This is a genomic window from Streptomyces sp. NBC_01197, assembly GCF_036010505.1.
In the GTDB taxonomy this organism is placed as follows: domain Bacteria; phylum Actinomycetota; class Actinomycetes; order Streptomycetales; family Streptomycetaceae; genus Streptomyces.
The window spans coordinates 5,556,980-5,582,280 of the sequence record NZ_CP108569.1 but is presented as its reverse complement, the minus strand read 5'-3'; the positions used below and the strand labels follow the sequence as shown (position 1 = coordinate 5,582,280).

Annotated in this window: 24 protein-coding genes; 14 read left to right on the top strand and 10 right to left on the bottom strand. The window is 71.6% G+C overall.

The window, feature by feature from the left end:
• Nucleotides 1–233: 233 nt before the first annotated feature.
• Genes OG452_RS25705 through OG452_RS25685 form a run of 5 tightly spaced genes read left to right on the top strand, consistent with a single transcriptional unit; the run spans nt 234 to nt 5,798 of the window.
• Complete coding sequence (locus OG452_RS25705; protein WP_327297931.1) at nt 234–1,436, top strand: prenyltransferase/squalene oxidase repeat-containing protein; 1,203 nt, start codon at nt 234–236, stop codon at nt 1,434–1,436.
• Nucleotides 1,436–2,173, top strand: a complete 738-nt coding sequence (locus tag OG452_RS25700; protein WP_405560730.1) for an SCO2322 family protein — start codon at nt 1,436–1,438, stop codon at nt 2,171–2,173. The genes OG452_RS25705 and OG452_RS25700 overlap by 1 nt, the downstream gene beginning before the upstream one ends.
• The gene (locus tag OG452_RS25695; protein ID WP_405560732.1) at nt 2,170–3,303 is read left to right on the top strand and encodes an energy-coupling factor transporter transmembrane component T; all 1,134 of its coding nucleotides are present in this window, start codon (nt 2,170–2,172) and stop codon (nt 3,301–3,303) included. The genes OG452_RS25700 and OG452_RS25695 overlap by 4 nt, the downstream gene beginning before the upstream one ends.
• A complete protein-coding gene (locus OG452_RS25690) occupies nt 3,304–4,905 on the top strand; it encodes an ABC transporter ATP-binding protein (RefSeq protein WP_327297930.1) in 1,602 nt (533 codons plus the stop codon).
• Nucleotides 4,869–5,798: an ECF transporter S component gene (locus OG452_RS25685; RefSeq protein WP_327299777.1), complete on the top strand. Its 930-nt coding sequence runs from the start codon at nt 4,869–4,871 to the stop codon at nt 5,796–5,798. The genes OG452_RS25690 and OG452_RS25685 overlap by 37 nt, the downstream gene beginning before the upstream one ends.
• Here the strand turns inward: OG452_RS25685 and OG452_RS25680 are convergent.
• On the bottom strand, nt 5,782–6,951 hold the full coding sequence (locus OG452_RS25680) for a steroid 3-ketoacyl-CoA thiolase (RefSeq protein WP_327297929.1): 1,170 nt from the start codon (nt 6,949–6,951) through the stop codon (nt 5,782–5,784). The genes OG452_RS25685 and OG452_RS25680 overlap by 17 nt on opposite strands.
• Before the next feature lie 280 nt (nt 6,952–7,231).
• On the opposite strand from OG452_RS25680, the gene OG452_RS25675 reads away from it, so the two are divergent.
• A complete protein-coding gene (locus tag OG452_RS25675) occupies nt 7,232–8,476 on the top strand; it encodes a cytochrome P450 (RefSeq protein WP_327297928.1) in 1,245 nt (414 codons plus the stop codon).
• 40 nt (nt 8,477–8,516) lie between these two features.
• Here the strand turns inward: OG452_RS25675 and OG452_RS25670 are convergent, their stop codons facing one another.
• Complete coding sequence (locus OG452_RS25670; protein WP_442810089.1) at nt 8,517–10,583, bottom strand: bifunctional glycosyltransferase 87/phosphatase PAP2 family protein; 2,067 nt, start codon at nt 10,581–10,583, stop codon at nt 8,517–8,519.
• Nucleotides 10,584–11,005: 422 nt separating this feature from the next.
• Here OG452_RS25670 and OG452_RS25665 point away from each other — a divergent pair, with 422 nt between their 5' ends.
• The 3 genes from OG452_RS25665 to OG452_RS25655 all read left to right on the top strand — a co-directional run bounded on the left by OG452_RS25665 (nt 11,006) and on the right by OG452_RS25655 (nt 13,363).
• Complete coding sequence (locus tag OG452_RS25665) at nt 11,006–12,154, top strand: DUF2330 domain-containing protein (protein ID WP_442810169.1); 1,149 nt, start codon at nt 11,006–11,008, stop codon at nt 12,152–12,154.
• A 112-nt stretch (nt 12,155–12,266) separates the two neighbouring features.
• The gene (locus OG452_RS25660; protein ID WP_327299775.1) at nt 12,267–12,992 is read left to right on the top strand and encodes an O-methyltransferase; all 726 of its coding nucleotides are present in this window, start codon (nt 12,267–12,269) and stop codon (nt 12,990–12,992) included.
• A 44-nt stretch (nt 12,993–13,036) separates the two neighbouring features.
• On the top strand, nt 13,037–13,363 hold the full coding sequence (locus OG452_RS25655; RefSeq protein WP_327297926.1) for an antibiotic biosynthesis monooxygenase family protein: 327 nt from the start codon (nt 13,037–13,039) through the stop codon (nt 13,361–13,363).
• Here OG452_RS25655 and OG452_RS25650 read toward each other — a convergent pair whose 3' ends face one another.
• Both OG452_RS25650 and OG452_RS25645 read right to left on the bottom strand, forming a co-directional pair.
• Complete coding sequence (locus OG452_RS25650) at nt 13,364–14,095, bottom strand: hypothetical protein (protein ID WP_327297925.1); 732 nt, start codon at nt 14,093–14,095, stop codon at nt 13,364–13,366.
• Nucleotides 14,095–14,718, bottom strand: a complete 624-nt coding sequence (locus tag OG452_RS25645) for a hypothetical protein (protein WP_327297924.1) — start codon at nt 14,716–14,718, stop codon at nt 14,095–14,097. The genes OG452_RS25650 and OG452_RS25645 overlap by 1 nt, the downstream gene beginning before the upstream one ends.
• 91 nt (nt 14,719–14,809) lie before the next feature.
• Between OG452_RS25645 and OG452_RS25640 the strand changes: the two genes are divergently transcribed.
• Nucleotides 14,810–15,295 (top strand): GNAT family N-acetyltransferase, encoded by a 486-nt coding sequence (locus OG452_RS25640; protein ID WP_327299774.1) that lies wholly within the window; start codon nt 14,810–14,812, stop codon nt 15,293–15,295.
• 19 nt (nt 15,296–15,314) lie between these two features.
• Here OG452_RS25640 and OG452_RS25635 read toward each other — a convergent pair whose 3' ends face one another.
• Nucleotides 15,315–17,354 (bottom strand): MFS transporter, encoded by a 2,040-nt coding sequence (locus OG452_RS25635; protein WP_327297923.1) that lies wholly within the window; start codon nt 17,352–17,354, stop codon nt 15,315–15,317.
• Between the two features lie 453 nt (nt 17,355–17,807).
• On the opposite strand from OG452_RS25635, the gene OG452_RS25630 reads away from it, so the two are divergent.
• The gene (locus tag OG452_RS25630) at nt 17,808–18,473 is read left to right on the top strand and encodes an HAD-IA family hydrolase (RefSeq protein ID WP_327297922.1); all 666 of its coding nucleotides are present in this window, start codon (nt 17,808–17,810) and stop codon (nt 18,471–18,473) included.
• A gap of 91 nt (nt 18,474–18,564) precedes the next feature.
• On the opposite strand, the gene OG452_RS25625 is transcribed toward OG452_RS25630, so the two are convergent.
• Nucleotides 18,565–18,837: a YdhR family protein gene (locus tag OG452_RS25625; RefSeq protein WP_327297921.1), complete on the bottom strand. Its 273-nt coding sequence runs from the start codon at nt 18,835–18,837 to the stop codon at nt 18,565–18,567.
• Nucleotides 18,838–18,925: 88 nt separating this feature from the next.
• Nucleotides 18,926–19,507, bottom strand: coding sequence for a TMEM165/GDT1 family protein (locus OG452_RS25620; protein ID WP_327297920.1), 582 nt, complete (start codon nt 19,505–19,507; stop codon nt 18,926–18,928).
• Between the two features lie 666 nt (nt 19,508–20,173).
• Between OG452_RS25620 and OG452_RS25615 the strand changes: the two genes are divergently transcribed.
• Both OG452_RS25615 and OG452_RS25610 read left to right on the top strand, forming a co-directional pair.
• Nucleotides 20,174–20,833 carry an HNH endonuclease family protein gene (locus OG452_RS25615; RefSeq protein ID WP_327297919.1) on the top strand — a complete coding sequence of 220 codons (660 nt, stop codon included), beginning with the start codon at nt 20,174–20,176 and terminating at the stop codon, nt 20,831–20,833.
• Nucleotides 20,834–21,015: 182 nt separating this feature from the next.
• On the top strand, nt 21,016–21,483 hold the full coding sequence (locus tag OG452_RS25610) for a DoxX family protein (protein ID WP_327297918.1): 468 nt from the start codon (nt 21,016–21,018) through the stop codon (nt 21,481–21,483).
• An 85-nt stretch (nt 21,484–21,568) separates the two neighbouring features.
• Here the strand turns inward: OG452_RS25610 and OG452_RS25605 are convergent, their stop codons facing one another.
• Complete coding sequence (locus OG452_RS25605; RefSeq protein WP_327297917.1) at nt 21,569–22,189, bottom strand: superoxide dismutase family protein; 621 nt, start codon at nt 22,187–22,189, stop codon at nt 21,569–21,571.
• A gap of 297 nt (nt 22,190–22,486) precedes the next feature.
• On the opposite strand from OG452_RS25605, the gene OG452_RS25600 reads away from it, so the two are divergent.
• Nucleotides 22,487–23,116, top strand: coding sequence for a DedA family protein (locus OG452_RS25600; protein ID WP_327297916.1), 630 nt, complete (start codon nt 22,487–22,489; stop codon nt 23,114–23,116).
• A gap of 26 nt (nt 23,117–23,142) precedes the next feature.
• Here the strand turns inward: OG452_RS25600 and OG452_RS25595 are convergent, their stop codons facing one another.
• Both OG452_RS25595 and OG452_RS25590 read right to left on the bottom strand, forming a co-directional pair.
• Nucleotides 23,143–23,394, bottom strand: coding sequence for a DUF2277 domain-containing protein (locus OG452_RS25595; protein ID WP_327297915.1), 252 nt, complete (start codon nt 23,392–23,394; stop codon nt 23,143–23,145).
• A 103-nt stretch (nt 23,395–23,497) separates the two neighbouring features.
• Nucleotides 23,498–25,069, bottom strand: a complete 1,572-nt coding sequence (locus OG452_RS25590) for a DUF1254 domain-containing protein (RefSeq protein WP_327297914.1) — start codon at nt 25,067–25,069, stop codon at nt 23,498–23,500.
• Between the last annotated feature and the right edge of the window lie 232 nt (nt 25,070–25,301).

The window sequence follows — 25,301 nt, the reverse complement described above, 5'->3', positions numbered from 1 at the left end:
GGTGCAATTCCGGCGCTGACCCCTTCCCCAAGCTCTCGGCTTCGCTCGACCGGGGGAGACCCCATCCGTGAGCCACCCTCCCGGTGGTGAGCCGGACCGCCCTGTACGGAAGTGACCGGCTCGTGCCACCGGAAGCCTCCGGTGGCCGGCACCGTCGAGGTATACGGAGCCGGAGCCCCGGTGCCTGAGTGGGCCCGTGTCCCGGCTTCCCCGCAGGAGAGGCCCCGCTCGCCATGACCTTTCGCCGCAGCGTCACCGCGCTCGCCGCATCCGCCGTACTCTGCGCGGCCGCTGCGCCGACGGCCTTCGCCGACTCCTCGCCGTCGCCCTCACCGTCCCCGGTGCTCCCCTCCGGCCTGTACGGCAAGACCGACCCCAAGTACGACGGGGTCTGGCGGCAGTCCCTCGCGCTGATCGCACAGGACGCCACCGGGGTCCGCCCCGCCGCGAAAGCCGTCGGCTGGCTGACCGGCCAGCAGTGCGCCAACGGCGCCTTCACCTCCTTCCGCGCCGACGTGACGAAGCCGTGCGGGGCGAAGGAACTCCTGGACACCAACGCCACCGCGGCCGCCGTGCAGGCGCTGAAGGTGCTCGGCGGGCACGACGCCGCCGTGAAGAAGGGCGTCGGCTGGCTGAAGTCGGTGGCGGGCAAGGACGGCGGCTGGAGCTACAACCCCGGCGGCGCGAGTGACGCGAACTCCACATCCGTGGTGATCGGCACGCTCGCCCTTGCCGGGGAGCCGACGGCCAAGGCCAAGAAGGTGCTGGTCTCGCTCTCGATCCCGTGCGACGCCAAGGAGGGCGGCGGCGGCTTCGCCTACCAGCCCGACAAGAAGTCCGGGAAGCTGTACGCGAACGCCGATGCGACGGGCGCCGCCGTGCTGGGCGCGCTGGGCGCCGGTCTGGCACCAGGCCCCGGCGGCAAGGACGCCGGCGGCACCGGCTGCCTGAACGCCTCGACGCCCGCCCAGACCGCGCACAACGGCGCCACCTACCTCGCCGGGGCAACCGCGGGGAAGGCCTATCTGAAGTCCGCGATGCCGGGCGCTGAGGACCAGCCCGACTACGGCAACACCGCCGACGCGGTGACCGCGCTCGGCGCCGACGGCCTCATCGCGCAGGCCAGGCAGCCCCTCGCCTGGCTGGAGCAGCACGCTGCGGGATGGGCCAGGCAGAGTGGCCCCGCCGCGTACGCCCAGCTGATCTTCGCGGCCCGTGCGAACGGTATTGACCCGCACGACTTCGGCGGCGCGGACCTGGTCAAGCAGCTCAACGCGACCGGCCCCGCCCCCGCCGGTTCGGTGAAGGCCGCCGACTCGAAGCAGGACAGCGACAGTTCGGGCATCAGCGTCTGGTGGATCATCGGCGTCGGCCTGATCGCCGGAATCGGCGGCGGCTTCCTGATCAGCACGCGCGGCAGGAAGCGGCAGGGCTGATGCGCAGCCCGATACCCCTCCCGGCACCACCCCGTACGCACCCCGTGCGGACCGGTTCCGTCCGGCTGATCGCCCTGGCTGTCGCGGTGGGCGCGGCACTCACCGCGCTCACCGCCTTCGGGGCGGCTCCCGCGCAGGCCGCCGGGTACCGGTACTGGTCGTTCTGGGACCGCTCGGGCAGCGGCTGGCAGTACGCCACCCAGGGCCCGTCGACGGCCCGGCCCGCCGACGGGGACGTACAGGGATTCCGGTTCGCGGTCAGCGCGGACTCCCAGGACGCGAGCAAGCCGCGCGTCCCGGCGCGGGGCACCCCCCTCACCTTCGACGGCGTCTGCGCCAAAACCCCGGCCAAGGGCGGCTCCAAGCGAATCGCGCTGGTCATCGACTTCGGTACGGTGGCCGACGCACCGGACGGCGAGAAGCCGCCGGCCGAACGCACCGTGTGCGCGCGGGTCGGCGGCGACGCGACCAGCGCCGAGGCGCTCGCCGCCGTCGCCCGACCGCTGCGCTACAACAGCGAAGCGCTGCTCTGCTCGATCGCGGGCTTTCCCAGGACGGGCTGCGGCGAGCAGGTCTCGCAGACTCAGAAGGGCGGAGGCCACGAGCAGCAGGCCGGCAGCGCCCCGCAGGACGACAGCGGCGGGCCCTCAGCGGGGCTCGTCGGCGGGATCGCCGCGGTGGTCGTGCTCGGCGCGGCCGGTGTGTGGCAGGCGCGCCGCAGGCGCAACAGCGGATGACGGTGTCGCTCCGCGCCCCTGCCGTCGGCCGCGGCAACGCCCTGCACGCGGGGGCCTGGTGGCTGTGGGCCCTCGGGCTCGCCACCGCCGCGTCCCGCACCACGGACCCGCTGCTGCTCGGCCTGCTGGTGGGCGTGGCGGGCTATGTGGTGGCGGCCCGGCGCACGGACGCGCCGTGGGCCCGCTCGTACGGCACCTTCGTGCGGCTCGGGCTGTTCGTCATCGGCATCCGGCTGGTGTTCTCGGTCGTGCTCGGCTCCCCGGTGCCCGGCTCGCACACACTGTTCACGCTGCCGGAACTCCCGCTGCCGCACTGGGCGCAGGGGGTGCGGGTCGGTGGCCGGGTGACCGCGGAGCAGCTGGTGTTCGCGCTGTACGACGGCGCCAAGCTGGCCACCCTGCTGATCTGTGTGGGCGCTGCCAACGCGCTCGCCAACCCGGCCCGGCTCCTCAAGTCCCTGCCGGGCGCCCTGTACGAAGTCGGGGTGGCCGTCGTCGTCGCGATGACTTTCGCGCCGAACATGGTCGCCGACGTGGTGCGGCTGCGGACCGCGCGGCGGCTGCGCGGCCGACCCACCGGCGGGGTCAGGGCAGTCCTGCAGATCGGGCTGCCGGTGCTGGAAGGCGCCCTGGAGCGGTCGGTCGCCGTCGCGGCCTCGATGGACGCGCGCGGGTACGGCAGGACGGCGCAGGTGCCGCGTGCGGTCCGGCACACCACGACGGTGCTGACGCTGGGCGGACTGCTCGGGGTCTGCGCGGGGACGTACGGCCTGCTGGCCGCCGAGGGAGCCTCGTACGGTCTGCCGGTGCTCGGCGTGGGGCTGCTGGCCGCGCTGGCCGGGCTCAGGCTGGGCGGCCGCCGGTCCGTGCGGACGCGCTACCGGCCGGACCGCTGGGGTCCGCGCGCCTGGCTGGTGGCGGGCTCGGGGGTCGCGGTCGCCGCTTTGATGATCTGGGCGGGTGCCCGCGACACGGCGGCGCTGCACCCCGGTGTGGTCCCGCTGGTCGCACCGGTGCTGCCGCTGTGGCCGGCCGCCGCCGTGCTGATCGGACTGGCCCCGGCCTTCGTGGCGCCCGTACCGGAAGCCCCCGTACCGGAGGCCCCCGTACCGAGAAAGAGGAGGGTGTAAGTGATCCGGTTCGAACAGGTCTCGGTCACCTACGCCGATGCCCGGGGGCCCGCCGTCCAGGGGGTCGACCTGACCGTGCCCGAAGGCGAGCTGGTGCTGCTCGTCGGCCCGTCCGGTGTCGGCAAGTCGACACTGCTCGGCGCGGTGTCCGGTCTGGTGCCGCACTTCACGGGCGGGGTGCTGCGCGGCCGGGTCACCGTCGACGGCCGGGACACCCGGACCCATAAACCCCGCGAACTCGCCGACCTGGTGGGCACGGTGGGCCAGGACCCACTCGCCCACTTCGTGACGGACACCGTCGAGGACGAGCTCGCGTACGGCATGGAGTCGCTGGGGGTCGCCCCGGACGTGATGCGCAGGCGGGTGGAGGAGACCCTCGATCTGCTGGGCCTCACCGAGCTGCGCGACCGGCCGATCGCGACGCTCTCCGGCGGCCAGCAGCAGCGGGTCGCGATCGGCTCCGTGCTGACCCCGCACCCCAAGGTGCTGGTGCTCGACGAACCGACGTCCGCGCTGGACCCGGCAGCAGCCGAAGAGGTGCTGGCCGTCCTCCAGCGGCTGGTACATGACCTCGGCACGACCGTGCTGATGGCCGAACACCGGCTGGAGCGGGTGGTGCAGTACGCGGACCAGGTGATCCTGCTGCCCGGCCCCGGCGAGGGCCCGGTCGTCGGTGCGCCCGCCGATGTGATGGCGGCGTCCCCGGTGTTCCCGCCGGTCGTTGCACTGGGCAGGCTGGCGGGCTGGGATCCGCTGCCGCTGTCCGTACGGGACGCCAGGCGCCGCGCCGCGCCGCTGCGCGAGCGGCTGTCCGGCCGCGTCCGCACGGACCCGCCCGCTCCCCCGCCCGCCGCCCCGGTCGCCACCGCGGACCGGCTCGGCCTGCGGCGCGGGCGGATCGAGGCACTGCGTCAGGTCTCCCTCTCGGTGCGGCCAGGCGAGACGGTCGCCCTGATGGGCCGCAACGGCGCCGGGAAGTCCACGCTGCTCGGCACGCTCGTCGGGATGCACGAGCCGTCGTCCGGGTCGGTCCGGGTCGGCGGCAGTACCCCGCACCGCACCTCGCCGCGCGAGATGATCCGCCGGGTCGGGCTCGTACCGCAGGAGCCGCGCGATCTGCTGTACGCGGACACGGTCGCCGCCGAGTGCGCGGCGGCCGACGCGGACGCGGGCGCGGAGACCGGCAGCTGCCGGGCTCTCGTCTGCGAACTGCTCCCCGGCGTCCCCGACTCCACCCACCCGCGTGACCTCTCCGAAGGGCAGCGCCTCGCGCTGGCGCTGGCGATCGTGCTGACCGGCCGTCCCCCGCTGCTCCTGCTCGACGAGCCGACGCGCGGTCTGGACTACGCGGCGAAGGGCCGGCTGGTCGGGATACTGCGCACGCTGGCACGGGACGGGCACGCCATCGTGCTCGCCACCCATGACGTGGAACTGGCCGCCGAACTCGCCCACCGGGTCGTCATCCTGGCCGACGGCGAGATCGTCGCGGACGGGCCGACGCCCGAGGTCGTGGTCTCATCGCCGTCCTTCGCACCGCAGGTCTCGAAGATCCTGGCGCCGCAGGACTGGCTGACGGTGACCCAGGTGCGGGAGGCGCTGTGAGGGCCATCGGGCTCGGGCCCCGCTCGGTCGCCGCGCTCGTCCTGATCACGGTGATCGGGGTGTTCGCCTTCGGCTGGCCGCTGCTCGCCGACCCCGCGTCCGGGCTCGCGCACTCGCAGGACGCCCCCTGGCTGTTCGCCGCGCTGCTTCCGCTGCTGGTGGCCGTGGTGGTGGCGACCATCGCCGACGCCGGTCTCGACGCCAAGGCGGTGGCGATGCTCGGTGTGCTGGCGGCGGTGGGCGCCGCGCTGCGCCCGCTCGGCGCCGGCACGGCGGGACTTGAGCCGATGTTCTTCCTGATGGTACTGAGCGGGCGGGTGCTGGGTCCGGGATTCGGCTTCGTGCTCGGCTCGGTCACCATGTTCGCCTCGGCCCTGCTGACCGGCGGGGTCGGGCCGTGGATGCCCTTCCAGATGCTGGCGATGGGCTGGTTCACGATGGGCGCGGGTCTGCTGCCGGGCACCCGGCGGCTGCGCGGGCGGGCCGAGTTGCTGATGCTCGCCGGTTACGGCTGCGCGGCGGCCTTCGCGTACGGCACGGTCATGAACCTGCAGGGCTGGACCTACATCGGCGGGCTCTCCACTGGGATCTCCTTCCATCCGGGTGACGCGGTCGGGGCGAATCTGACGCGCTTCTTCGCGTACTGCGCGGCCACTTCGCTCGGCTGGGACCTGGGGCGGGCGGCCGTCACCGTCATCCTGACCCTGGTCGTCGGCTCGGCCCTCCTGAAGGCGCTGCGCCGGGCGACCCGGCGGGCGGCCTTCGACGCGGAGGCCGGGTTCGAGGTGAAATCCGGGACCGAGGTGAAAGCCGGGACCGAGGTGAGGGCGGAGCCGGACCGGTCGTCCGGCTCCGCCCGCCCCGTGCCCCCGTCCGCTACAGCCGCTGAATGATCGTCCCGGTGGCCAGCGCGCCGCCCGCGCACATCGTGATCAGCGCGAACTCCTTGTCCCTGCGCTCCAGTTCGTGCAGCGCGGTGGTGATCAGCCGCGCGCCGGTCGCCCCCACCGGGTGCCCCAGCGCGATAGCCCCGCCGTTCACGTTGACCTTCTCCAGATCCTGCTCGAAGACCTTGGCCCAGCTCAGCACCACCGAGGCGAACGCCTCGTTGATCTCCACGAGGTCGATGTCCTTGAGCGACATCCCCGCCTTGCCGAGCACCGCACGCGTCGCGTCGACCGGCCCGTCCAGGTGGAAGTGCGGGTCCGAACCCACCAGCGCCTGGGCGACGATGCGCGCCCGCGGCCTGAGCTTGAGCGCACGCGCCATCCGCTTGGACGCCCACATGATCGCGCAGGCGCCGTCGGATATCTGCGAGGAGTTCCCCGCCGTGTGCACGGCGACCGGCATCACCGGCTTGAGCCGGCCGAGCCCCTCCATCGTGGTGTCACGCAGCCCCTCGTCGCGGTCGACGAGGCGCCACATGCCCTGCCCGGCGGCCTGTTCCTCCTCGGTGGTGGGGACCTGGACGGCGAAGGTCTCCCGTTTGAAACGCTCCTCGGCCCAGGCGGCGGCGGCCCGCTCCTGCGAGATGAGGCCCAGCGAGTCGACGTTCTCGCGGGTCAGCCCCCGGTGCCGGGCGATCCGCTCGGCGGCCTCGAACTGGTTCGGCAGGTCGACGTTCCACTCGTCGGGGAAGGGCTTGCCGGGACCGTGCTTGGAGCCGCTGCCCAGCGGTACCCGCGACATGGCCTCGACACCGCAGCTGATGCCGATGTCCATGACCCCGCCCGCGATCATGTTGGCCACCATGTGGCTGGCCTGTTGCGAGGATCCGCACTGACAGTCCACGGTGGTCGCAGCCGTCTCGTACGGCAGCCCCATGGCCAGCCACGCGTTGCGCGCCGGGTTCATGGACTGCTCGCCCGCGTGGGTGACCGTACCGCCGACGATCTGCTCGACGCAGTCGGCGTGGATGGCGGTGCGGCCCAGGAGTTCACGGTAGGTCTCGCCCAGCAGATAGGCGGGATGGAGATTGGCGAGGGCGCCTCCGCGCCTGCCGATGGGGGTACGTACGGCTTCGACGATGACGGGTTCCGCGGCCATGAGCTCGTCCTCTCCTCCACGTCCGCTGAGGCGTCCCGGCGCCCGCGCGGAAGAACTGATACGCGTTCTAGTTCTCTGCGCAGTCTTATGAGTGCTACCCCCGGTACGCAAGGCCCGTGCACGGGTCTTGCGGTGCCGCGCGCTCACTCGGCGCGCAACAACTCCGTCCGGAACCCTTGCTCCTTGTAGAACTCGTTACTATCTTTCGGACGACTTCTGATGGGTCGTCAGACGGTCAGCGGCCGGACACAGTCAGCCAGACCTGGAGTTGGAGGAGCCGATGCACTGCCCCCATCTGCCCGAAGGATTCGACTTGACGGATCCGGATCTGCTCCAATCCCGGGTCCCTCACCCGGAGTTCGCCCAGCTACGGCAGACCGCGCCGGTCTGGTGGTGCAGCCAGCCGGCCGGGATCGCGGGCTTCGGCGACGAGGGGTACTGGGCCGTCACGCGACACGCGGACGTCAAGTACGTCTCCACGCACCCGGAACTGCTCTCGTCCAACACCAACACCGCCGTCATCCGGTTCAACGAGTCCATCAGCCGCGACCAGATCGACGTACAGCGGCTGATCATGCTCAACATGGACCCGCCCGAGCACACCCGGGTCCGTCAGATCGTCCAGCGCGGCTTCACCCCGCGGGCCATCCGCTCGCTGGAGGACACCCTGCGCAACCGCGCGCGCTCGATCGTCGAGACCGCGCTGGCGGGCGCGGCGAACGACGGCTCCTTCGACTTCGTGACCAACATCGCGGTGGAGCTGCCGCTCCAGGCCATCGCGGAACTCATCGGCGTACCGCAGCAGGACCGGTCCAAGATCTTCGACTGGTCCAACAAGATGGCGGCGTACGACGATCCGGAGTACGCCATCACGGAGGAGGTCGGCACCGAGGCCGCGATGGAGATCGTCTCGTACGCGATGAACCTCGCGGCGGACCGCAAGGAGTGCCCGGCCGAGGACATCGTGTCCACGCTGGTCGCGGCGGAGGGCGAGGGGAACCTGTCGTCGGACGAGTTCGGCTTCTTCGTCATCCTGCTCGCGGTCGCGGGCAACGAGACCACCCGCAACGCGATCAGCCACGGTATGCACGCCTTCCTCACGCACCCCGAGCAGTGGGAGCGCTACAAGGCCGACCGGCCCGACACGACGGCCGAGGAGATCGTGCGCTGGGCCACCCCGGTGGTGTCCTTCCAGCGCACCGCGACCCAGGACCTGGAGCTGGGCGGGCAGCAGATCAAGGCGGGCGAGCGGGTCGGCGTCTTCTACTCGTCGGCCAACAACGACCCCGAGGTCTTCGAGAACCCGGAGCAGTTCGACATCACCCGCGACCCCAATCCGCACCTCGGCTTCGGCGGCGGTGGCCCGCACTTCTGCCTGGGCAAGTCCCTCGCCGTGCTGGAGATCAACCTGATCTTCAACGCCATCGCGGACGTACTGCCGGACCTGAAGCTGACCGCTGACCCGCGACGGCTGCGCTCGGCCTGGCTGAACGGGATCAAGGAACTCCAGGTGAACCGCGGCTGACCGGCCGCCGGGCAAGGTCCGGAGCCGGCGCCGTCAACCGTCAGCCGGCGCCGGCCGCCTCGGGCTCCGGCTTCGGCTCCCGCTTCGTCATGCCCTCCGGGACGTTCGTCGCCACATCGCCCGGCGGCGCCAGCAGCTTACGCGGGCCGGCCAGCAGATAGGTGAGCCCGAAGCCGAGCGCCACCACCGTCGCCCCGCCGATCGCGTCGAGCACCCAGTGGTTGGCGGTGGCGATGATCGCGCTGACCGTGAAGAGCGGGTGCAGCAGCGCGACCGCCTTCATCCAGCGCTTCGGGACCAGGACGGCGACGGTGATGCCGCACCACAGCGCCCAGCCGAAGTGCAGCGAGGGCATCGCCGCGTACTGGTTGGTCATCGCGGTCATCGCGCCGTAGTCCGGGTGCGCCAGGTCCTGCACCCCGTGCACCGTGTCGATGAAGCCCAGGCCCGGCATCAGCCGGGGCGGGGCCAGCGGGAAGAAGTAGAACCCGACCAGGCCGAGAAGGGTCGCGAACGAGAGCGACGTACGCGCCCAGCGGTAGTCGCTGGGGCGGCGGACGTACAGCACGGCGAGGATCGCCAGCGGCACCACGAAGTGGAACGACTCGTAGTAGAAGTCGAAGAACGATTCGAGCCAGTGGACCTTGACCACCGCGTGGTTGGCCCAGTGCTCGATGTTGATGTGCAGCGCCTTCTCGATCGCGACGACCGTACGGCCGTGCGCCTCGGCGGTCGACCGGCCGCCGGTCGCGGCGGCCCTGATGTGCGAGTACACCGAGTAGCCGACGCGGATCGCGAGGAGTTCGAGCAGCAGATTGGGGCGGATCAGCACCCGCCGCCAGAACGGCAGCAGCGGGACCCGGCTCCAGCGGGCCTGGACGGGTGTCGCGTGGACGGTGGGCTCCGCCGCGTCCCAGCCGGGCGCGGTGCTGCCCATGAACGGCACGGCGCAGGCCGCCGCCAGCGCGGTCAGCAGCACCGCGTTGTCCCGTACCGGGTACAGCGCCGCCATGTTGGGCAGCAGCATCGTGCCCGGCAGGGTGCTCACCAGCACGACCACGGCGGGCCAGACCATCCGGTCGGCGACGCGCCGGCCGACCCGGCCGACGACCGCGAGCAGCACCCAGAGCAGCTGGTGCTGCCAGGCGGTCGGCGAGACGGCGACCGCGGCGCAGCCCGTCACCGCGACGGCGAGCAGCAGCTGCCCGTCCTTCGCGTACCGCGCCGCGCGGCGCAGCGCGAGCACCGAGACCGCGGCGGCGAGGACCAGGAAGGCCACGATCTCCAGCGGCCCGTGCAGCCCGAAGCGCAGCAGCGCGCCGTGCATCGACTGGTTGGCGAGCCCGTCCGGGTGCGAGCCGAGGCCGGCTCCCGCCACGTGGTGGATCCAGTACGTCCAGGAGTCACGCGCCATCAGAGCCCAGGCGAGCGCGGTACAGACGGCGAAGGCGGCGCCGGCGGAGAGCGCGGCGCGTTTGCGGCCGGTCAGCCAGAGCAGCGGCACGAAGAGCAGCACGGTGGGCTGGAGCGCGGCCCCGAGCCCGATGAGCGCGCCGGAGCCGCGCTCGTCCCGTACGGCGAAGCACCCCAGCAGGACGAGCAGCACCGGAATGATGCTGGTCTGGCCCAGGTGGAAGGCGTTGCGCACCGGCAGCGAGAGCATCAGCAGACTGATCGCGACGGGGGCGGCGATCAGCGACGTACGCCGGGAGACCTCACCCGGCAGCGCGCGCGCCGCGACCACGCCGAGGGCGACGACGAGCAGCAGCGACCCGAAGGTCCAGACGACACCGAGGCTCTGCTCGGCGGAGCGGGTCAGCGGTTTCAGTACCAGACCGGCGAACGGGGTCCCGGTGAACTTCCCGGTCGCGTAGAGCGGTCCGCCGATGTGCAGCACACCGTCGGCGCCCGTCCACGTCTCCAGGTCGGTGAGGCGTCTGCTGGGCGGCAACCGCAGTATGGCCGCCACCTGCCGGATCGCCAGTGCCGCGACGACCAGCCAGAGCACCGCCCGTGCCCGCTCGATTCCCGCTCCTGCGCCCACCGCAGTCCGCGCTCCGCTGTGCCCGTCGTTCGCCACGCCGCGCCGGCCCTCCACCCGTTTCATCACCGGGAATGCCCGGTACCTGTTGTCTGATAGAGACTCGCACTGCTCCGGAGCAGGGACGCAGGCAACCCCCTGTTCACCTGACCCGGCCCCTGTGGTTCCGGCCAAGGGCCGCAGTCAGGAAGACCGTTGGCGGGTACGGAGACACCGCTGCCAAATCGTCGCCCCGGCCGGCCGGTGACGGGCCTCCTGGGCCTGTCCAGCCGGGCCATTCAAGCACTGCCCGCGCCGGTGCGCAGGCCCCTGCGGTCCGCGAGCCCCTTGAGGCGGCGTCCACCCACGGCCTTCTTGAGGGGCGCCGGACTGCCGGCAGGGTTGTCCGGAACCGGCCCCCTCCGCACGCCGTCTGTGCTCGTGTCGGACGGTGGCACGGCACGGTGAACGGCGAAGGGGAGAGGCCACGGGGGATGCGGGGACAGATGATGCGACTGCGGGGGATTTGGGCGCCGTTGCGTGCGAGGAGGCTGCGGAGCCGAACGCTCCTTGTGGTGCTCGCTCTGCTGGGGGTGCAGTTGGGATCGCTGGTGGCACCGGCGTACGCCTGCGGGTGCGGTGCGCTGGTGCACGACCCGGCGTCCCGGCTGAACGTCGACCGGGAGACGTCGGCGGTGCGCTGGGACGGTCACAGCGAGCAGATCGTGATGAGCCTGACGGTCGCGGGGAACGCGGCGCAGGCTGCCTGGATCATGCCGGTCCCGCACCGGGCCACGGTCACGCTCGGCGACAACGCGCTCTTCGACGCCCTGGATTCGGTCACAGCGCCGGTGCACCGCACCCGCGACCACTTCTGGCCGGACGGTGGCGACTGGCCGTTCGGCTCCGGGTCCGGTGGTGACGGCGCGTCCGCCGCCGCGCGCCCCGCGGGCGCCCCCGCTGTCGGGGTCGTCGGCCGCGAACGGCTTGGCCCCTTCGACGTCGCCCGGCTGACAGCCACCGACCCCAGGGCGCTGGACAGCTGGCTCCGGCTGAACGGCTTCCGGATGCCCGCCGGGATGCCGGAGGACCTCAAGCCGTACGTCGACCGGAAGTGGGAGTACGTCGCGGTGCGGCTGGCCCCCGACCGCAGGGGCGGCACGCTCGCGGGCGTACTCGACCCGCTGCGGCTGAGCTTCGCCAGCGACCGGCTGGTCTATCCGATGCGGCTGTCGCGGCGGGCACGGAACCCCCAGACGCTGGGGCTGTACGTGCTGGCCGCGCACCGGATGGAGCCGCGGGGCACCATCGGAGGGCTGCCGCCCGTCGTCACCTACGCCGGGCGGATCCCGTCCACCGGCGCGCTGGGCCGGTTCGCGGACGGGGAACGGTATCTGACCGCGCTTGAGCAGAGCTTCCCCCTGCCGTCCCGGATCAACGGGGACCACGTGCTGCGCCGCACCGCGTCCGACCGGCCCTACCAGCGGGTGATCTACGAGGAGAAACTGCTGACCGTGGGCGGGGTCGCGGTCTGGCTGCTGACTGTGGGCGGGGTGCTGCTGGTGCTCGTGGCGGCGGCGCTGCTGCTGGTGGCGGCCCGCGGCCGTCGCCCGGTGACGCCTCCGCCGCCGGTGTACGTACCGCCGCCGCTCTCCTGACCCGCCGGGGGCACGCAGCCGGGCCACGAGTAGATTCGGGGCAAGTTCCCAGAGGGAACTCACATGCGGAACTCGCGTTTCCGCGGCCCCGTGGGAGGAATCGATGGAATCCATGCCCGAGACCCAGCACCAGGCCCAGCAACATGCCCTGGCCGCCCGGGCCCAAGACCAGGCTCAGGTCCGGTGGACCGAGGTCGACCGGTACTTCACCGACCATCTGGTCCCGGCCGACGACGTCCTGGAGGCCACCCTGGCCTCCAGCGACGCCGCCGGTCTGATCCCGATGAACGTCGCCCCGAACCAGGGCAAGCTGCTGCATCTGCTGGCCCGCATCCAGGGCGCGCGCACTGTCCTCGAAATCGGCACGCTCGGCGGCTACAGCACCATCTGGCTGGCCAGGGCGCTCCCGTCCGACGGCCGTCTCGTCTCACTGGAGGCGGACCCGGCGGCCGCCGACGTGGCCCGCGCCAATCTGGCGCGGGCCGGGCTCGGTTCCGTCGCCGAGGTCAGGACGGGAGCGGCCCTCGACACCCTGCCGCTGCTGGCAGCCGAGGACGCCGGCCCCTTCGACCTGGTCTTCATCGACGCCGACAAGCCGAACAACCCGCACTACCTGGAGTGGGCCCTGAAGCTGACCCGGCCGGGCAGCGTGATCATCGGGGACAACGTGGTGCGCGACGGCGCGGTCGTCGACCCGGCGAGCACTGACCCCCGGGTCCGGGGCACCCGGGCGATGATCGAGATGATGGCCGGGCACCCCAAGCTCAGCGCGACCGCGCTCCAGACGGTCGGCAGCAAGGGCTACGACGGCTTCGTCCTGGCGCGGGTGGTCGCCTGACCCACCCGGCACCGGTGAGCGGCGGGTACGGCAGGATGGGCGATATGAGCATCGTGAAGATCAATGTCCTGACCGTGCCCGACGAGCAGCGCGAGGTGCTGGAGAAGCGGTTCGCCTCCCGCGCGGGGTCCGTGGAGAACTCCGACGGCTTCGAGTGGTTCGAGCTGCTGCGTCCGGTCGAGGGGACCGACCAGTACCTCGTCTACACCCGCTGGGCGACCGAGGCCGACTTCGAGAAGTGGATGGCGACCTCCATGCGCGGCGCCCACGCCGGCAGCGCGGAAGGCGGCGAGCGCCCCAAGCCCGCCGCCTCCGGCTCGTCCCTGTGGTCCTTCGAGGTCGTCCAGCAGGCCGCCCCGAAGAACGGCTGATCAGAGCGTCAGCAGGCGCTCCGTCACCTCACGGTAGGTGCGGAGCGCGAGCCGCAGCTCTTCCGTCTCCGCCTCCCCGTGCTTCCCACCGTCCTTGCCGTGCCAGGACAGCCGCAGACTGTTGGAGCGCTCGGTGAGGAGGGCGGTCACCGTGGTGATCGTCTCGCCGAGGACCCGGTCGGCCTGTTCGACCGCCTCCCTCGGGGCGTCGACAAAGCTGCTGACGGCTCCCTGCAGACGGCGCTCCAGCTGCTCACGTTCACCGGCGGTCACGAGTCCCGCGTCGGCCGGGACCGCAGCGGTCCGGGCGGTGGTACGCGGGCCGGCCGTGCGCGATTCGGCGAACGACCCGCCGCGGCCGATGGATGCGCCGGTGGAGTGCGCGGTCGTGTGCCGGCCCGCCTCCTCGGTCTCGTACCCGGTCCCCCGTACGTCCGCTGCGGGGTCCGCGCCCGATTCCGCGACGGAGTCCGGCACCGGCGCCGCCATCCCGTGCCCGCCGGCCGTGCCTGCCTCGAAGCCGTCGCCGCGTACGTCAGGGACACGTACACCGGGACCACGCAGGCCCTGACCGGCGCCGGCGACGGGGGCGTTGCCGTCCGCGTCGGGGGCCTCCCCGACCACCGGGTCCTGGACGCCCGCCGTCGGATCGGACACGGTCCCCGCTCGCCCGGCGCGCTCGGCCCGGGCCTGCCCCGGCGCCGCTTCCATTCGCTCCTGTTCGTACGCCATTACGCACCCTCTCCCTTCACCCGGTGCCCCATCGGCAACACCTTCTGGCGGTGGCGGTGGCGGACCGGCTCGGTCCTGCGTTCGGGACCGTGCTCCTTCGTGGACACCAGCTCACCGAAGAGCCCGCGCGCTTCGAGGAGTGCGGCCCTGAGATCCTCGGTGCCCGCGCCGGCCTCCACCGAACTGTGCAGCGCGCGGTAGCCGTTGACGTGGTACGGGTGGTGCACCGACAGGGCGTCCGCATGGTTCTCGCGGTCCTCGGGAGCCGGGAATCCCCGCTCCTGGGCGAGTGCGCCGACGAGCCGCCCGGCCTCGGCGACCGCCTGCTGCGGCGAGTCGACGAACTGCTCCTGGAGGCCGGCCCACCGGGACACATACCGTTCACGCGTTTCGGCGGTCAGCGGACGGGTCTTCAGCGAGCCATGGCGCCTCACCCGCTCTGCGAGCTCCGCCTCCGCGGCCCCGGTGTCTCCGTCATGGCGGGCCAGCACCCGGTCGTACTCGGGGCCGAAGCGTCGTCTCAGGCTGCCGCGGCGCGCTCCCCTGCCGGGCCCGAAGTACAGAAAGGCGGCGACAAGGGCGACGAACACCACGATCACTGCGACGATCAGGACTGTTGACATGAGTACCTTCCTCCTCGCGGACGGGGCGGTTGTTCGTACGCCGTTCGGGTGTCCCGGAATCCGAGTGCCAAACGACGGCGCCGCCGTCACCATGGCTCCGGTGACCTGGATCGTGGCCCCCGAGCCCTTCGACACCCCCGACGCGTACGCGCTGCGCCGCTCCTATTACGACGAGGTGGCCAGCCGTTACTGGCGGCGGCCCGCCACCGAGCAGGAGATCGATGACGGACTGGCCGTCGACGGTGTCGAGCAGCTGGCTTTCCCCACCGGGGAGTTCCTGGTCGGGCGGCACGAGGGCAAGCCCGCTTCGTGCGGTGGGGTGCTGCTGCTCGACCCGGCGACGGCCGAGCTCACCCGGATCTACACACGCCCCGGACAGCGCGGCACCGGCGGCGGCAAGATCCTGCTCGGCACGCTGGAGGACGCGGCACGGCGGCTCGGAGCGACGAGGATGGTGCTGAACACCCGCCTGGATCTCGTCGAGGCGCGCGGGCTCTACGTACGCCAGGGCTACCGGGAGATACCGGCGTACACGACCGGCCCGTACATGGAGATCTGGTACGGGAAGGGCCTGTAGGCCCACCGGACCCCGGGCGTCACACCGTCCGCTGCTCGTGCTCACGCGGCCATTCGGCGTCGGAGCCGCACAGTTCCGCGTTCAGCTCCTCGACCAGGACGACCAGGTCGGTGGGCCGTTCGGGGCCCCACCAGTCGCCGAGCAGCTCGGCGAGGGACTCCTCGCGGGCCTTGGAGAGCCGGGCCGCGACGTTCACGCCCGCGTCGGTCAGCGCGAGCTGGACCCCTTCGCGTACGGCGAGGCCGCGCTCCTCGGCCTGCCGGGCCGCCTCGGTGATGGCCCGCAGCGGGACCGGCGCGGTCTCGGCCAGCTGGCCCGGCTCGACCAGGCCGTGGCGTTTGATGCGCAGCAGCAGCCAGCTCGTGGCGGGGAGCAGGTCGTAGCCGGCCTTGGCGGTGATCGTCTCGTAGATCTCGCGGCGCCCCTCCCGGCTGCCGAGCACCGAGAGGGCCCGCATGACCTCGTCGTACGACGAGCGCTGGACCGGGTTGGACGCGAGCGTCTCGCTGATTTCCGGGGTGGTGACCGAGCCGCGCAGCTTGTCCTCCTTGAGGAACCAGGAGACGACGAAGGCGAGGAGCACCACCGGGACCGCGTACAGGAACACGTCGGTGATGGACGAGGCGTACGCGTGCAGCACCCGTGGCCGCAGCTGCGGCGGGAGTGCGGCGATGGCGCGCGGGTCGGCCTGCAGGCTACCGGCGCTCACGCCGGGCGGCAGCGGGCGGCCGGCCAGGGCGTCGCTGAGTTTTCCGTGCAGCCGGGTGGTGAAGATGGTGCCGAAGATGGCCACGCCGAAGGACGCGCCGATGGAGCGGAAGAAGGTCGCGCCCGAGGTGGCGACGCCGAGGTCCTGGTAGCTCACGGCGTTCTGCACGACGAGGACCAGGACCTGCATGACCAGGCCGAGTCCCAGGCCGAACACGAAGAAACTGACGCTCATCGACCAGGTGGAGCTGTGCTCGGTCAGCCGGTGGAGCAGCGCGAGCCCGATCGCGGTGATGCCCGTCCCGGCGATCGGGAAGACCTTCCAGCGGCCGGTGCGGCTGACGATCTGGCCGGACGCGGTCGAGGAGAGCAGCAGGCCGAAGACCATCGGCAGCATGTGCACGCCGGACAGGGTCGGCGAGACGCCCTGGACGACCTGGAGGAAGGTCGGCAGGTAGGTCATCGCGCCGAACATCGAGAAACCGACGATGAAGCTGATGACCGAGCAGAGCACGAAGGTCCTGATACGGAAGAGCTTCAGGGGCAGTACGGGTTCGGCGGCGCCCCGTTCGACGTACACGAACGCGGCGAGCAGCACGACGGCCAGCACCGCGAGGCCGATGATCGGCGCCGACGCCCAGGCCCAGGTGGAGCCGCCGAGCGAGGCGACGAGCACCAGACAGGTGGCCACGGACGCGATGAGGAACGTACCGAGGTAGTCGATGGTGTGCTTCGTCGAGCGGACCGGGATGTGCAGCACGGCGGCGATGACACCGAGCGCGATCAGACCGATGGGCAGGTTGATGTAGAACACCCAGCGCCAGCTGAGGTGTTCGGTGAACAGCCCGCCGAGCAGCGGGCCCAGAACGCTCGTCGCGCCGAAGACGGCGCCGAACAGTCCCTGGTACTTGCCGCGTTCGCGGGGCGGGACGATGTCGCCGACGATCGCCATCGACAGCACCATCAGACCACCGCCGCCGAGGCCCTGGAGCGCGCGGAAGCCGATGAGCTGCGGCATGTTCTGCGCGATGCCGCAGAGGGCGGAGCCGATGAGGAAGATGACGATGGCCGTCTGGAAGAGCTTCTTGCGGCCGTACTGGTCGCCGAGCTTGCCCCAGAGCGGTGTGGCGGCGGTCGAGGCCAGCATGTACGCCGTGACCACCCAGGACAGATGCTCCATACCGCCGAGGTCGCTGACGATCGTGGGAAGCGCGGTGGAGACGATCGTCTGGTCGAGGGCGGCGAGGAGCATTCCGAGCAGCAGGGCGCCGATCGCCACGAGGACGGACCGCTGGGGCTGCCCGTCGGCCGCCACCGGCGCCGCCGGGGGTGCCGGGGTTTCCTGAGCCATGCCTCCCATCCTGGTGCTGCGGAATAGTCGCCGCGAGTTCAAGAGGGCCGGGGTGGGAAAAGGACGCCGTAACGGCTGGCGCACAGCACACCCTGTTTTGTACTCTGGCGAAACAAAGTGGTTCCGCCCGTACTCCCTGACCGGCGGGCGGGACCGCCTTGTCTTCACTGCCACTCCCGCTCCGCCGGCCGGGAGGGACCAATCGAGGGCCATACCCGAGGTCTCCGGCGCCCAGGCCACCGAGACGACCGCGCCGAGCACCAGGAAGCCCGCGAGGATGGTCATCGAGGTGGCGAAGCCGAGGTGGTCGATGGAGAGCGACCAGACAGGGCCGTCACGGCCGGAGCCTCCCCCCGCACCCCAGCAGGTGAAGCATCCGCCCATTTTGTATCATGATGGAACAAAGAATCACGGCCGGACGACGAGCAGACGAAGACGACGAGGGTGGATGCCTTGAGCAACGAACGACTCCTGGGTGTGTTCAAGGGCGTACTCCTCGACATGGACGGGACGCTGGTGAACTCGGACGCCGTGGTCGAGCGCATCTGGCACCGCTGGGCCGTCGCCCACGGCCTGGACCCGCACGAGGCACTCAAGGTGGTGCACGGCCGCCAGGGGTACGCGACGATGGCCGTCCTGCTCCCGGACCGCCCCGTCGAGGAGAACTACGCCGACAACCGCGCGATGCTCGCCCTGGAGACCGCCGACACCGAAGGCGTCGTCCCGATCCCCGGCGCGCCGGCCTTCCTGGCGTCCCTGGCGGGCCTGCCGCACGCCCTGGTCACCTCGGCCGACGCGGCGCTCGCGCGGGCCAGGATGAGGGCCGCCGGGCTGCCGATGCCCGAGATCCGGGTCACCGCGGAAAGCGTCGGCGCCAGCAAGCCGGACCCTGAGGGCTTCCTCAAGGGCGCCGCCGAACTGGGCTTCGCCCCCGGCGAGTGTCTCGCCTTCGAGGACTCGGAGGCGGGGATCGCCGCCTGCAGGGCGGCAGGCATGCAGGTCGTCGGCGTGGGCCCGCGCGCCATCGCGCACCGGCCGACCGCGCAGGTACCCGACCTCACACGGATCCGCGTCGAGCGGGCGGACGACGGCACCGCGCGGGTCCACGTGGCGGACTGACGGGTTGCCGGACGGCCGGACTTCTCCCGTACGTCGGAACATGGGGCGTGACGCGGTGGCGCCCCCAGGCGGAGGTGCCACCGCGTCCCGCTCACGCCTCGTCGAGGGTCAGCTGCACCTTGAGTACTTCGATGTCGACGTCGCCGTCGACGTTGAACCGGTCACCGACGCTCGCGACGATCGGGCCGTTGACGTACGCCTCGGCTGCTTCCTTGGTCTCGAACAGGTAGATGCCGCCCACCCGCCCGGTCTCGTGGTCGCGCAGGTAGTACTTCTGGATGGCTCTGCCTTCGGCGCCGTCGGCGCCGTTCACCTGCGGTTCAACCTCGCCATGCCGCGCCCGCTGCTCACCGAGGCGATCCACGCCATCGGGGAAGCGGCAGGGCCCCTCGCAGACGCCGCGGGGTGACGCCGGAGCAACGCCTCCGCCGGCTCTCCCGTCCACCCGGACCTCAGCCCGCGATGGCCTCGTACAGGCTGAATCCAGCCAGCGCCAGCATCAGCGCGGCGGCGATCTTCGTGATCAGCCGCAGCGGTACGTGCTTCATCAGCTTGCGGCCGCCGAGGATCCCCAGACCGCCCACCGCCCAGAGCGCCAGCACCGCGCCGACGCCCACCGAGACCGGGCTGTCGTAGCGGGCCGCCAGGTTGGCCGTCATGATCTGGGTCAGGTCACCGAACTCGGCGACGAGAATCAGCATGAATCCGGCCCCGGCCACCTTCCAGAAGGACTGGTCGGCGGGGGGCTTCACCTCTTCCTCCTCCTCGTCCTTCTTGAAGAGCAGCATCGCCGCGCCCGCGAGGAAGAGCGCGCCGACGATCGCCTGCAGCAGCCGGTGCGGAATCAGGGTCAGCACACTGCCCGCGGCGATGGCGAGTGCGACATGGACGGCGAAGGCCGCCGCGACGCCCACGAAGACGTACGAGGCCCGGTAGCGGGTGCCCAGCATCAGGCCGGCGAGAGCGGTCTTGTCGGGAAGTTCGGCGAGAAAGACCACGCCGAAGGTGATCGCCAGGATCGTAAAGCTGAACACGGGTTGTTTTCCTCAATCGGTTCGGGCTGACCGCACCGGGAGGACCTGACTCGGAGAGAAAAGGGGTCGCTTCGGCACGGCAGGGTCAACAGGACACTGCTGCCGAAGGTCTCGCTGGCTGGTCTCCAAAGAAGATCCGCCTCCGGGCGCCGGCCGAACCGAGGTTCGGCAGTATGTCGACGTTCCGGCGAAGAGCTACTCCCCTTCTGCTCCGTACACGATACGGCACCCGCGCAACCGCAGCAGTGCACCGGCACAGCAGCCCGCTCCCCCGCCCCAGTTTCATCAGCAGCCACACATCACGGACAAAAGCCCCGATCGGGTGACCAGACCGGCCAAAAGTGCGACAACCGGCACCGGAACCGCCGCACACCTCCCCGCAGCACCCACCCCGCCGACGGGAGCGAGCCGGGCACAGGCGTCCGCCGAGGCCGCGACCAGCGGAAGTAGCCCGAGTACGACCCCGGAGGCGGCCCGGACAGAGGCGGCGGGCGCCAACCGTACGGCTGTGCGGGAAATCTGCCGGGCCGTCAAACATCGGCAGCCCTCTTGATGTGACGTGCACATGTCGCCAGGCTGTTACCTGGCGCCCACCCCACGGCAATCCGGCGCCACCACGATGGCCGAGCCGGACCGGCAAAGCCCCTCCACCCCACGGGAGTTCGCATGTCAGGTGCCTCAGGTGTCTCAAGTGTCTACGCGCGTCGAATAGCGGTACTCACCGCGACCGCCGGAATCACCCTCGCCGGCCTCGTCACCGCCCCCTCCGCCCAGGCCGCCCTGCCCACCCCGGTGAGCGCGGCCACCGCACGGACCTATCTCAGCTCCCTCACCGTCGCAGCCGAAGGGTCGTCCGACGGCTACAGCCGGGACAAGTTCCCACACTGGATCACCCAGTCCGGCGCCTGCGACACCCGCGAAGTCGTGCTCAAGCGCGACGGCACGAACGTCGTCCAGAGCTCCACCTGCGCCGCCACCAGCGGCAGTTGGTACTCCGAGTACGACGGCGCGACCTGGACCGCGTCGTCCGACGTGGACATCGACCACATGGTCCCGCTCGCCGAGGCCTGGCGCTCGGGCGCCAGCAGCTGGACCACCGCACAGCGGCAGGCGTACGCCAACGACCTGACCCGGCCACAGCTCATCGCGGTGACGGACAACGTCAACCAGTCCAAGGGTGACAAGGACCCGGCCGAGTGGCTGCCTCCGCGCGCCGCCTACAAGTGCACCTACGTCCGGGCCTGGGTGGAGGTGAAGCACTACTACAAGCTCACGGTCGACTCGGCGGAGAAGACGGCACTCCAAGGGGTACTGAACGGCTGCTGAGCGCCTGCTGAGCGGATACCGGCCGGGCGAGGGCCGGGCGAGCACTCGACGAGGGCGGGCGGGGAATCGGGCACAGGCCGGGCGGGGATCGAGCAACCTGACTAAATGTTGAACTTGCAAGTTCTAGTCAGGCATACCTAATCTAAGGCTGCTCCGTCCCCCACCGAAGGAGTTCCACCGTCATGCCATCAGCGATATCCACGGCTGTGTCCTCGCTCGGCCGGCAGACCGATCTGGCACGCCCGTACGTCCTGGCTCTCTTCCGCGCCGTGGTCGGCCTGCTGTTCGCCTGCCACGGCGCCGCTTCTCTCTTCGGTGTACTCGGCGGCGCGCCGGGCGGCGGCACGGTGTCGGCGGGCACTTGGCCCGACGGATACGCGTCCGTCATCGAACTCGTCGGCGGCGTGCTGGTGCTGGCGGGACTGCTGACGCGTCCGGCCGCGTTCGTCGCATCGGGTGCGATGGCCTTCGCGTACTTCCATGTGCACCAGCCCAACTCCCTGTGGCCGATCCAGAACGGCGGCGAGCCCTCGGCGATGTTCTGCTGGGCCTTCCTGCTGCTCGTGTTCACCGGGCCCGGCGCACTGGCGCTGGACGCCGTGCTCGCCTCCCGCCGGCGCGCCACCGAACCGGCCCCGGTGACGGCCTGATCCGCACGCCCCGCCCCGCCCGGCCTCTCTCGTGTCGGGGCCCCGCGTGCGGGGCCTCACGTGGCGGGGCCTGGCGTGCGGGGCCTTACGCGGTGGGGCCTCCCAGCGGTCCGAACGGCACCGTGAAACAGGCGACGGGGTTCGCCGCGCCGCCCCGTGCCCCGTCGATCACCACCGATCCGGCGCCGCCGGGCCGGAAGTTCCAGCTACGCCGCGCGGTAACCGTGGCCGCACCCTTCGCGTCTGTCGTGAAATCCAGCCGCACCTCGTCGTCGGGGCCCGGCTTCCGGCCGTCCGCGCTGCGCGCATACCGCGGGCCCGCAGCGCCGGGGGTACTGCCGCAGGGCCGGGTGTGCACCCGCATACCGAACGCGTGCCCGGACTCCAGCCCCGCCAGCCGCGCCGTCACCCGGGTGCCCGAGGGGTCCGTGAACTGCTCGACATCGATCCCGGAGGCCGCGGGCACCAGCTTCAAGTCGTACGTCACCGCGGACGACTGAATGAAGGCGGTGGGCGGCGCGAACCGGGCGTGGACGCGCTGCCAGTACACGCCCGCGTGAGTATCGGTGCCGGCCGCAGGCGCGCTCCCCCCTGAGGCGTGACGCGCCGGAGCGCTCCCCGCCGCGGTGCTCCCCGCGGGAGCCGCCCCGCCGCCCGTCAGCATCGCCAGCGCCGCCGCTCCGGCCAGTACCCCTGCCACCACCATCGTCCGCTCCTTGTGCTCGTTTGCCCGATGTCCGATGCCCGATGTCGAGGGCCGATTGCTCGTCGACTCGTTCGCCCGGGTTGCTCGTTCGCCACTGTTCCGCAGCTGTACGGCCCAGCCTGGCCGCAGCGCGGCCAAACCCCCGTACGGGAGCAGCCGTACGGGTGAACGGGAGCTTTCGAACATCACCGGCCCCGGCGAATGGACGCGGACCCTCCCCGCGTACGCTGTATGGCTGTACAGCCGCACCTGCCGCTCCCCTGCGACACCGCGGCGCCTTCATGAACGGGGAGTCCGGTGCTGGAGAGTGTGCGGTCGTTGACCGACAGTCCATGGATCTATGCCGTGGTCGCGCTCTCCGTCGTCCTCGACGTCTTCGTACCGCTGCTCCCCAGCGGGGTCCTGGTGATCACGGCGGCCACCGGCGCCGCCGCCGGTTCGACCACGGTGGCCGGTGAAGTCCCGCACAACGTCCCGGACTTGCTGGTCCTCACTGCCTGCGCCGCGGCCGCCTCGATCGTGGGCGACCTGATCGCGTACCGGCTGGCCTGGCGCGGAGGCGAACGCCTCGACCGGGCCATCGCCCGCTCACGGCGTCTCACCAGCGCACAGGAACGCCTCGGCACGGCGCTGGCGCGTGGCGGCGGTCTGCTCGTCGTGATAGCCCGCTTCGCACCGGCGGGCCGTTCGATCGTCTCGCTGGGCGCGGGCGCCGCGCACCGCAGGGCGAAGGAGTTCCTGCCCTGGTCGGCCCTGGCGGGCGTGGCCTGGGCGGGTTACAGCGTGGGCCTCGGATACTTCGGCGGCCAGTGGCTGGGCACGAGCTGGCTGGGTACGGCGGTCTCGCTCTTCGCGCTGTTCGGCGCGGGCTCGGTGGCAGCACTGCTGATACGGCGTCCCGCGCCGGTGGCGGCACCGGTCTCGTAACCCCGGCCCGGGGCCCCGCCTGGCCCTCACCCCCGGGTCTGCGCGGCCCCCTTCGGTGTTCCCGACCCGCTCCCCCGCACCTCCAGGTCGGCGAGCAGTGTCTGCGTCGCGCGGGCGATCTCGTCGACGGCCCGGTCGAACACCGCGCGGTTGTGCGCGGCGGGGGCCCGGAAGCCGGAGACCTTCCGTACGTACTGAAGCGCTGCGGCCCTGATGTCCTCCTCGGTCGCTTCCCCGGGGAGGACGGGCGGACGGAGAGTCTTGATACTGCGGCACATACTTCCAGTCTGACGCGGACCGGCCGTCCCGGGCACGGATCCGGCGATCGGGTTGCCGCGCATGACCCGGAGTGCGCCCGGCCGGGGGGTCAGGCAGCAGGGCTCAGGCAGCCCCCGGCTCCCGTTTCGGAGTGATGCGCGGGATCTCGTAACTCCCGTCCAGGACGGACTGCTCCGGCGTGTAGAGGCGGAGCATCGGCCGGAAGTCGCCCTCCGGCGCGGGCAGCCAGTTGGCCGCCTCCGCCGGGTCGGTGGGGCGGTCCTTCTGGATGTGCAGCGTCAGCGACCCGTCGTCGCCGTACACGAGACCTGGCGTGCGGTCGCCGATGGAGTAGCGGTCCGCGGGGTTGGCCACGAGGTAGTAGTCCGGCGAGTCGTACATGGTCACGGACCAGAACGACCGTACGGGCGGCGGAGTTTCGAAGCGCAGGGTGTATTTTCTGGAGCCGTTGAGCCAGTGGCCGTCCGCGTCTTCGAAGGTGTGCGCGTACACCGCTTCGTAGCCGTGGTTGCCCCACAGACCGACCCGCGCGGCGACCGCCCTGGTCAGATACGACGCCGTCCGGTCCTCGATGCGCCACTCCGGGGAGTCATGGGTACCCACCCCGAACCAGTCGAGGTTGTAGTCGAAGAGGTGCGGGTTCATCTCCCAGGCACCGGGGGCACGGGTGCCGTCCACCCCCGTCCGGCTCGCCTTCTCGACCCGCGCCGCTCCGCGCTTCAGCCCTTCGGTGAGCGCGTGCAGGAGCTCGGGAGCGGGGTGGACGTACGGCGATGGCCCCTCCTCCAGCAGCTGCAGCGGCTGGAAGCGGTCCTGGTAGGCACGGTCATCGGCCGACGGCGGGAAGGCCGCCATCCAGACCCGCAGCTTCTCGAAGAAGTGCAGCGGTTCCGGCACATCGGGGTCGGTGGCAGGCAGCCAGGTGTGGTGCATGAATTCCTCGAGGACCTTCAGGGTGAGCCGCTGCTGCAGCCCGTGCACACGCGGCAGGTCCGCGGGGCCCGCGCAGGCGAAGCGGCCGGCGATCGAGACGATCGTGGTCGGCGCGTCGATCACCCCGGTCATCCCCTCGGGGGTCTCACCGGCCCAGCCGGGCGGCACGATCAGCCACTTGGTCTCACCCGTGCCGGTCGCACGGCGGCCCACGTAGGCGAAGTTGTTGCTCCACGCGTCGATGAACTGCAGCACGTAGTACGCGCCGAGCGTGTCGGGTACGTGCAGCCGCAGCGGGCCGCCGGAGAGGTCGAGCTGCGCGATCGAGTACACCGTGTCGTTGTTCACGGACACGAAGTGCGCGTCGGGGGTGGCGAGCCGCGAGGAGTGGGCGAACTCATTGAAGGAGGCGGACGGCAGCGAACCGAACCCCTCGTGCAGGGCGGCCTGGACCATCGACAGGTCGAAGACCAGCGGATATCCGTAGATGTATGCCTCGGCTGCCAGCTCCGTGAGATCGGAGGGGGCGGGGGGTACGGCGGGTCCGGGGGGCGCGGCGGGCTCGGCCTGGTCGGCGGGACCGGCGGTGCCTGAGGGGCCGGGTTGGTCGGGGTGGCCTTCGTGATCAGGACGGTCGGGGCGGTCGGGGCGGTCGGGGCGGTCGGGGCGGTCGGGGCGGTCGGGGCGGTCGGGGCGGTCGGGGCGGTCGGCCTGACTGGAGCCGTCGGCTTGGTCGGTCACTTCGGACTCCTCTCGGCCGCGCACAGGCGCGCGGGAGCGCGGAGGCGGCCGTGGGAACCCTCGGATTCACGCGTCCGCCACAGTCCGGTGAGGTGTTCCGGCCCTGGTGGACCCGATGCCGTGGACCCGATGCCGCTGCCCTCCCGGTGACAGCTCCGAGCCTCCGTGAGCGCCCACCGCGCAACCAGCGGAGCGCGGCCATCCGGGTGAAGCGGAGGGCCGGAGCCGATGC

Coding starts and splice junctions, on each gene's coding strand:
- OG452_RS25705 (WP_327297931.1), top strand. CDS start 234: ATGACCTTTCGCCGCAGCGTCACCGCGCTCGCCGCATCCGCCGTACTC.
- OG452_RS25700 (WP_405560730.1), top strand. CDS start 1,436: ATGCGCAGCCCGATACCCCTCCCGGCACCACCCCGTACGCACCCCGTG.
- OG452_RS25695 (WP_405560732.1), top strand. CDS start 2,170: ATGACGGTGTCGCTCCGCGCCCCTGCCGTCGGCCGCGGCAACGCCCTG.
- OG452_RS25680 (WP_327297929.1), bottom strand. CDS start 6,951: ATGGCCGCGGAACCCGTCATCGTCGAAGCCGTACGTACCCCCATCGGC.
- OG452_RS25675 (WP_327297928.1), top strand. CDS start 7,232: ATGCACTGCCCCCATCTGCCCGAAGGATTCGACTTGACGGATCCGGAT.
- OG452_RS25670 (WP_442810089.1), bottom strand. CDS start 10,583: ATGAAACGGGTGGAGGGCCGGCGCGGCGTGGCGAACGACGGGCACAGC.
- OG452_RS25665 (WP_442810169.1), top strand. CDS start 11,006: ATGCGACTGCGGGGGATTTGGGCGCCGTTGCGTGCGAGGAGGCTGCGG.
- OG452_RS25660 (WP_327299775.1), top strand. CDS start 12,267: ATGCCCGAGACCCAGCACCAGGCCCAGCAACATGCCCTGGCCGCCCGG.
- OG452_RS25655 (WP_327297926.1), top strand. CDS start 13,037: ATGAGCATCGTGAAGATCAATGTCCTGACCGTGCCCGACGAGCAGCGC.
- OG452_RS25650 (WP_327297925.1), bottom strand. CDS start 14,095: ATGGCGTACGAACAGGAGCGAATGGAAGCGGCGCCGGGGCAGGCCCGG.
- OG452_RS25645 (WP_327297924.1), bottom strand. CDS start 14,718: ATGTCAACAGTCCTGATCGTCGCAGTGATCGTGGTGTTCGTCGCCCTT.
- OG452_RS25640 (WP_327299774.1), top strand. CDS start 14,810: ATGGCTCCGGTGACCTGGATCGTGGCCCCCGAGCCCTTCGACACCCCC.
- OG452_RS25635 (WP_327297923.1), bottom strand. CDS start 17,354: ATGGCTCAGGAAACCCCGGCACCCCCGGCGGCGCCGGTGGCGGCCGAC.
- OG452_RS25615 (WP_327297919.1), top strand. CDS start 20,174: ATGTCAGGTGCCTCAGGTGTCTCAAGTGTCTACGCGCGTCGAATAGCG.
- OG452_RS25610 (WP_327297918.1), top strand. CDS start 21,016: ATGCCATCAGCGATATCCACGGCTGTGTCCTCGCTCGGCCGGCAGACC.
- OG452_RS25605 (WP_327297917.1), bottom strand. CDS start 22,189: ATGGTGGTGGCAGGGGTACTGGCCGGAGCGGCGGCGCTGGCGATGCTG.
- OG452_RS25595 (WP_327297915.1), bottom strand. CDS start 23,394: ATGTGCCGCAGTATCAAGACTCTCCGTCCGCCCGTCCTCCCCGGGGAA.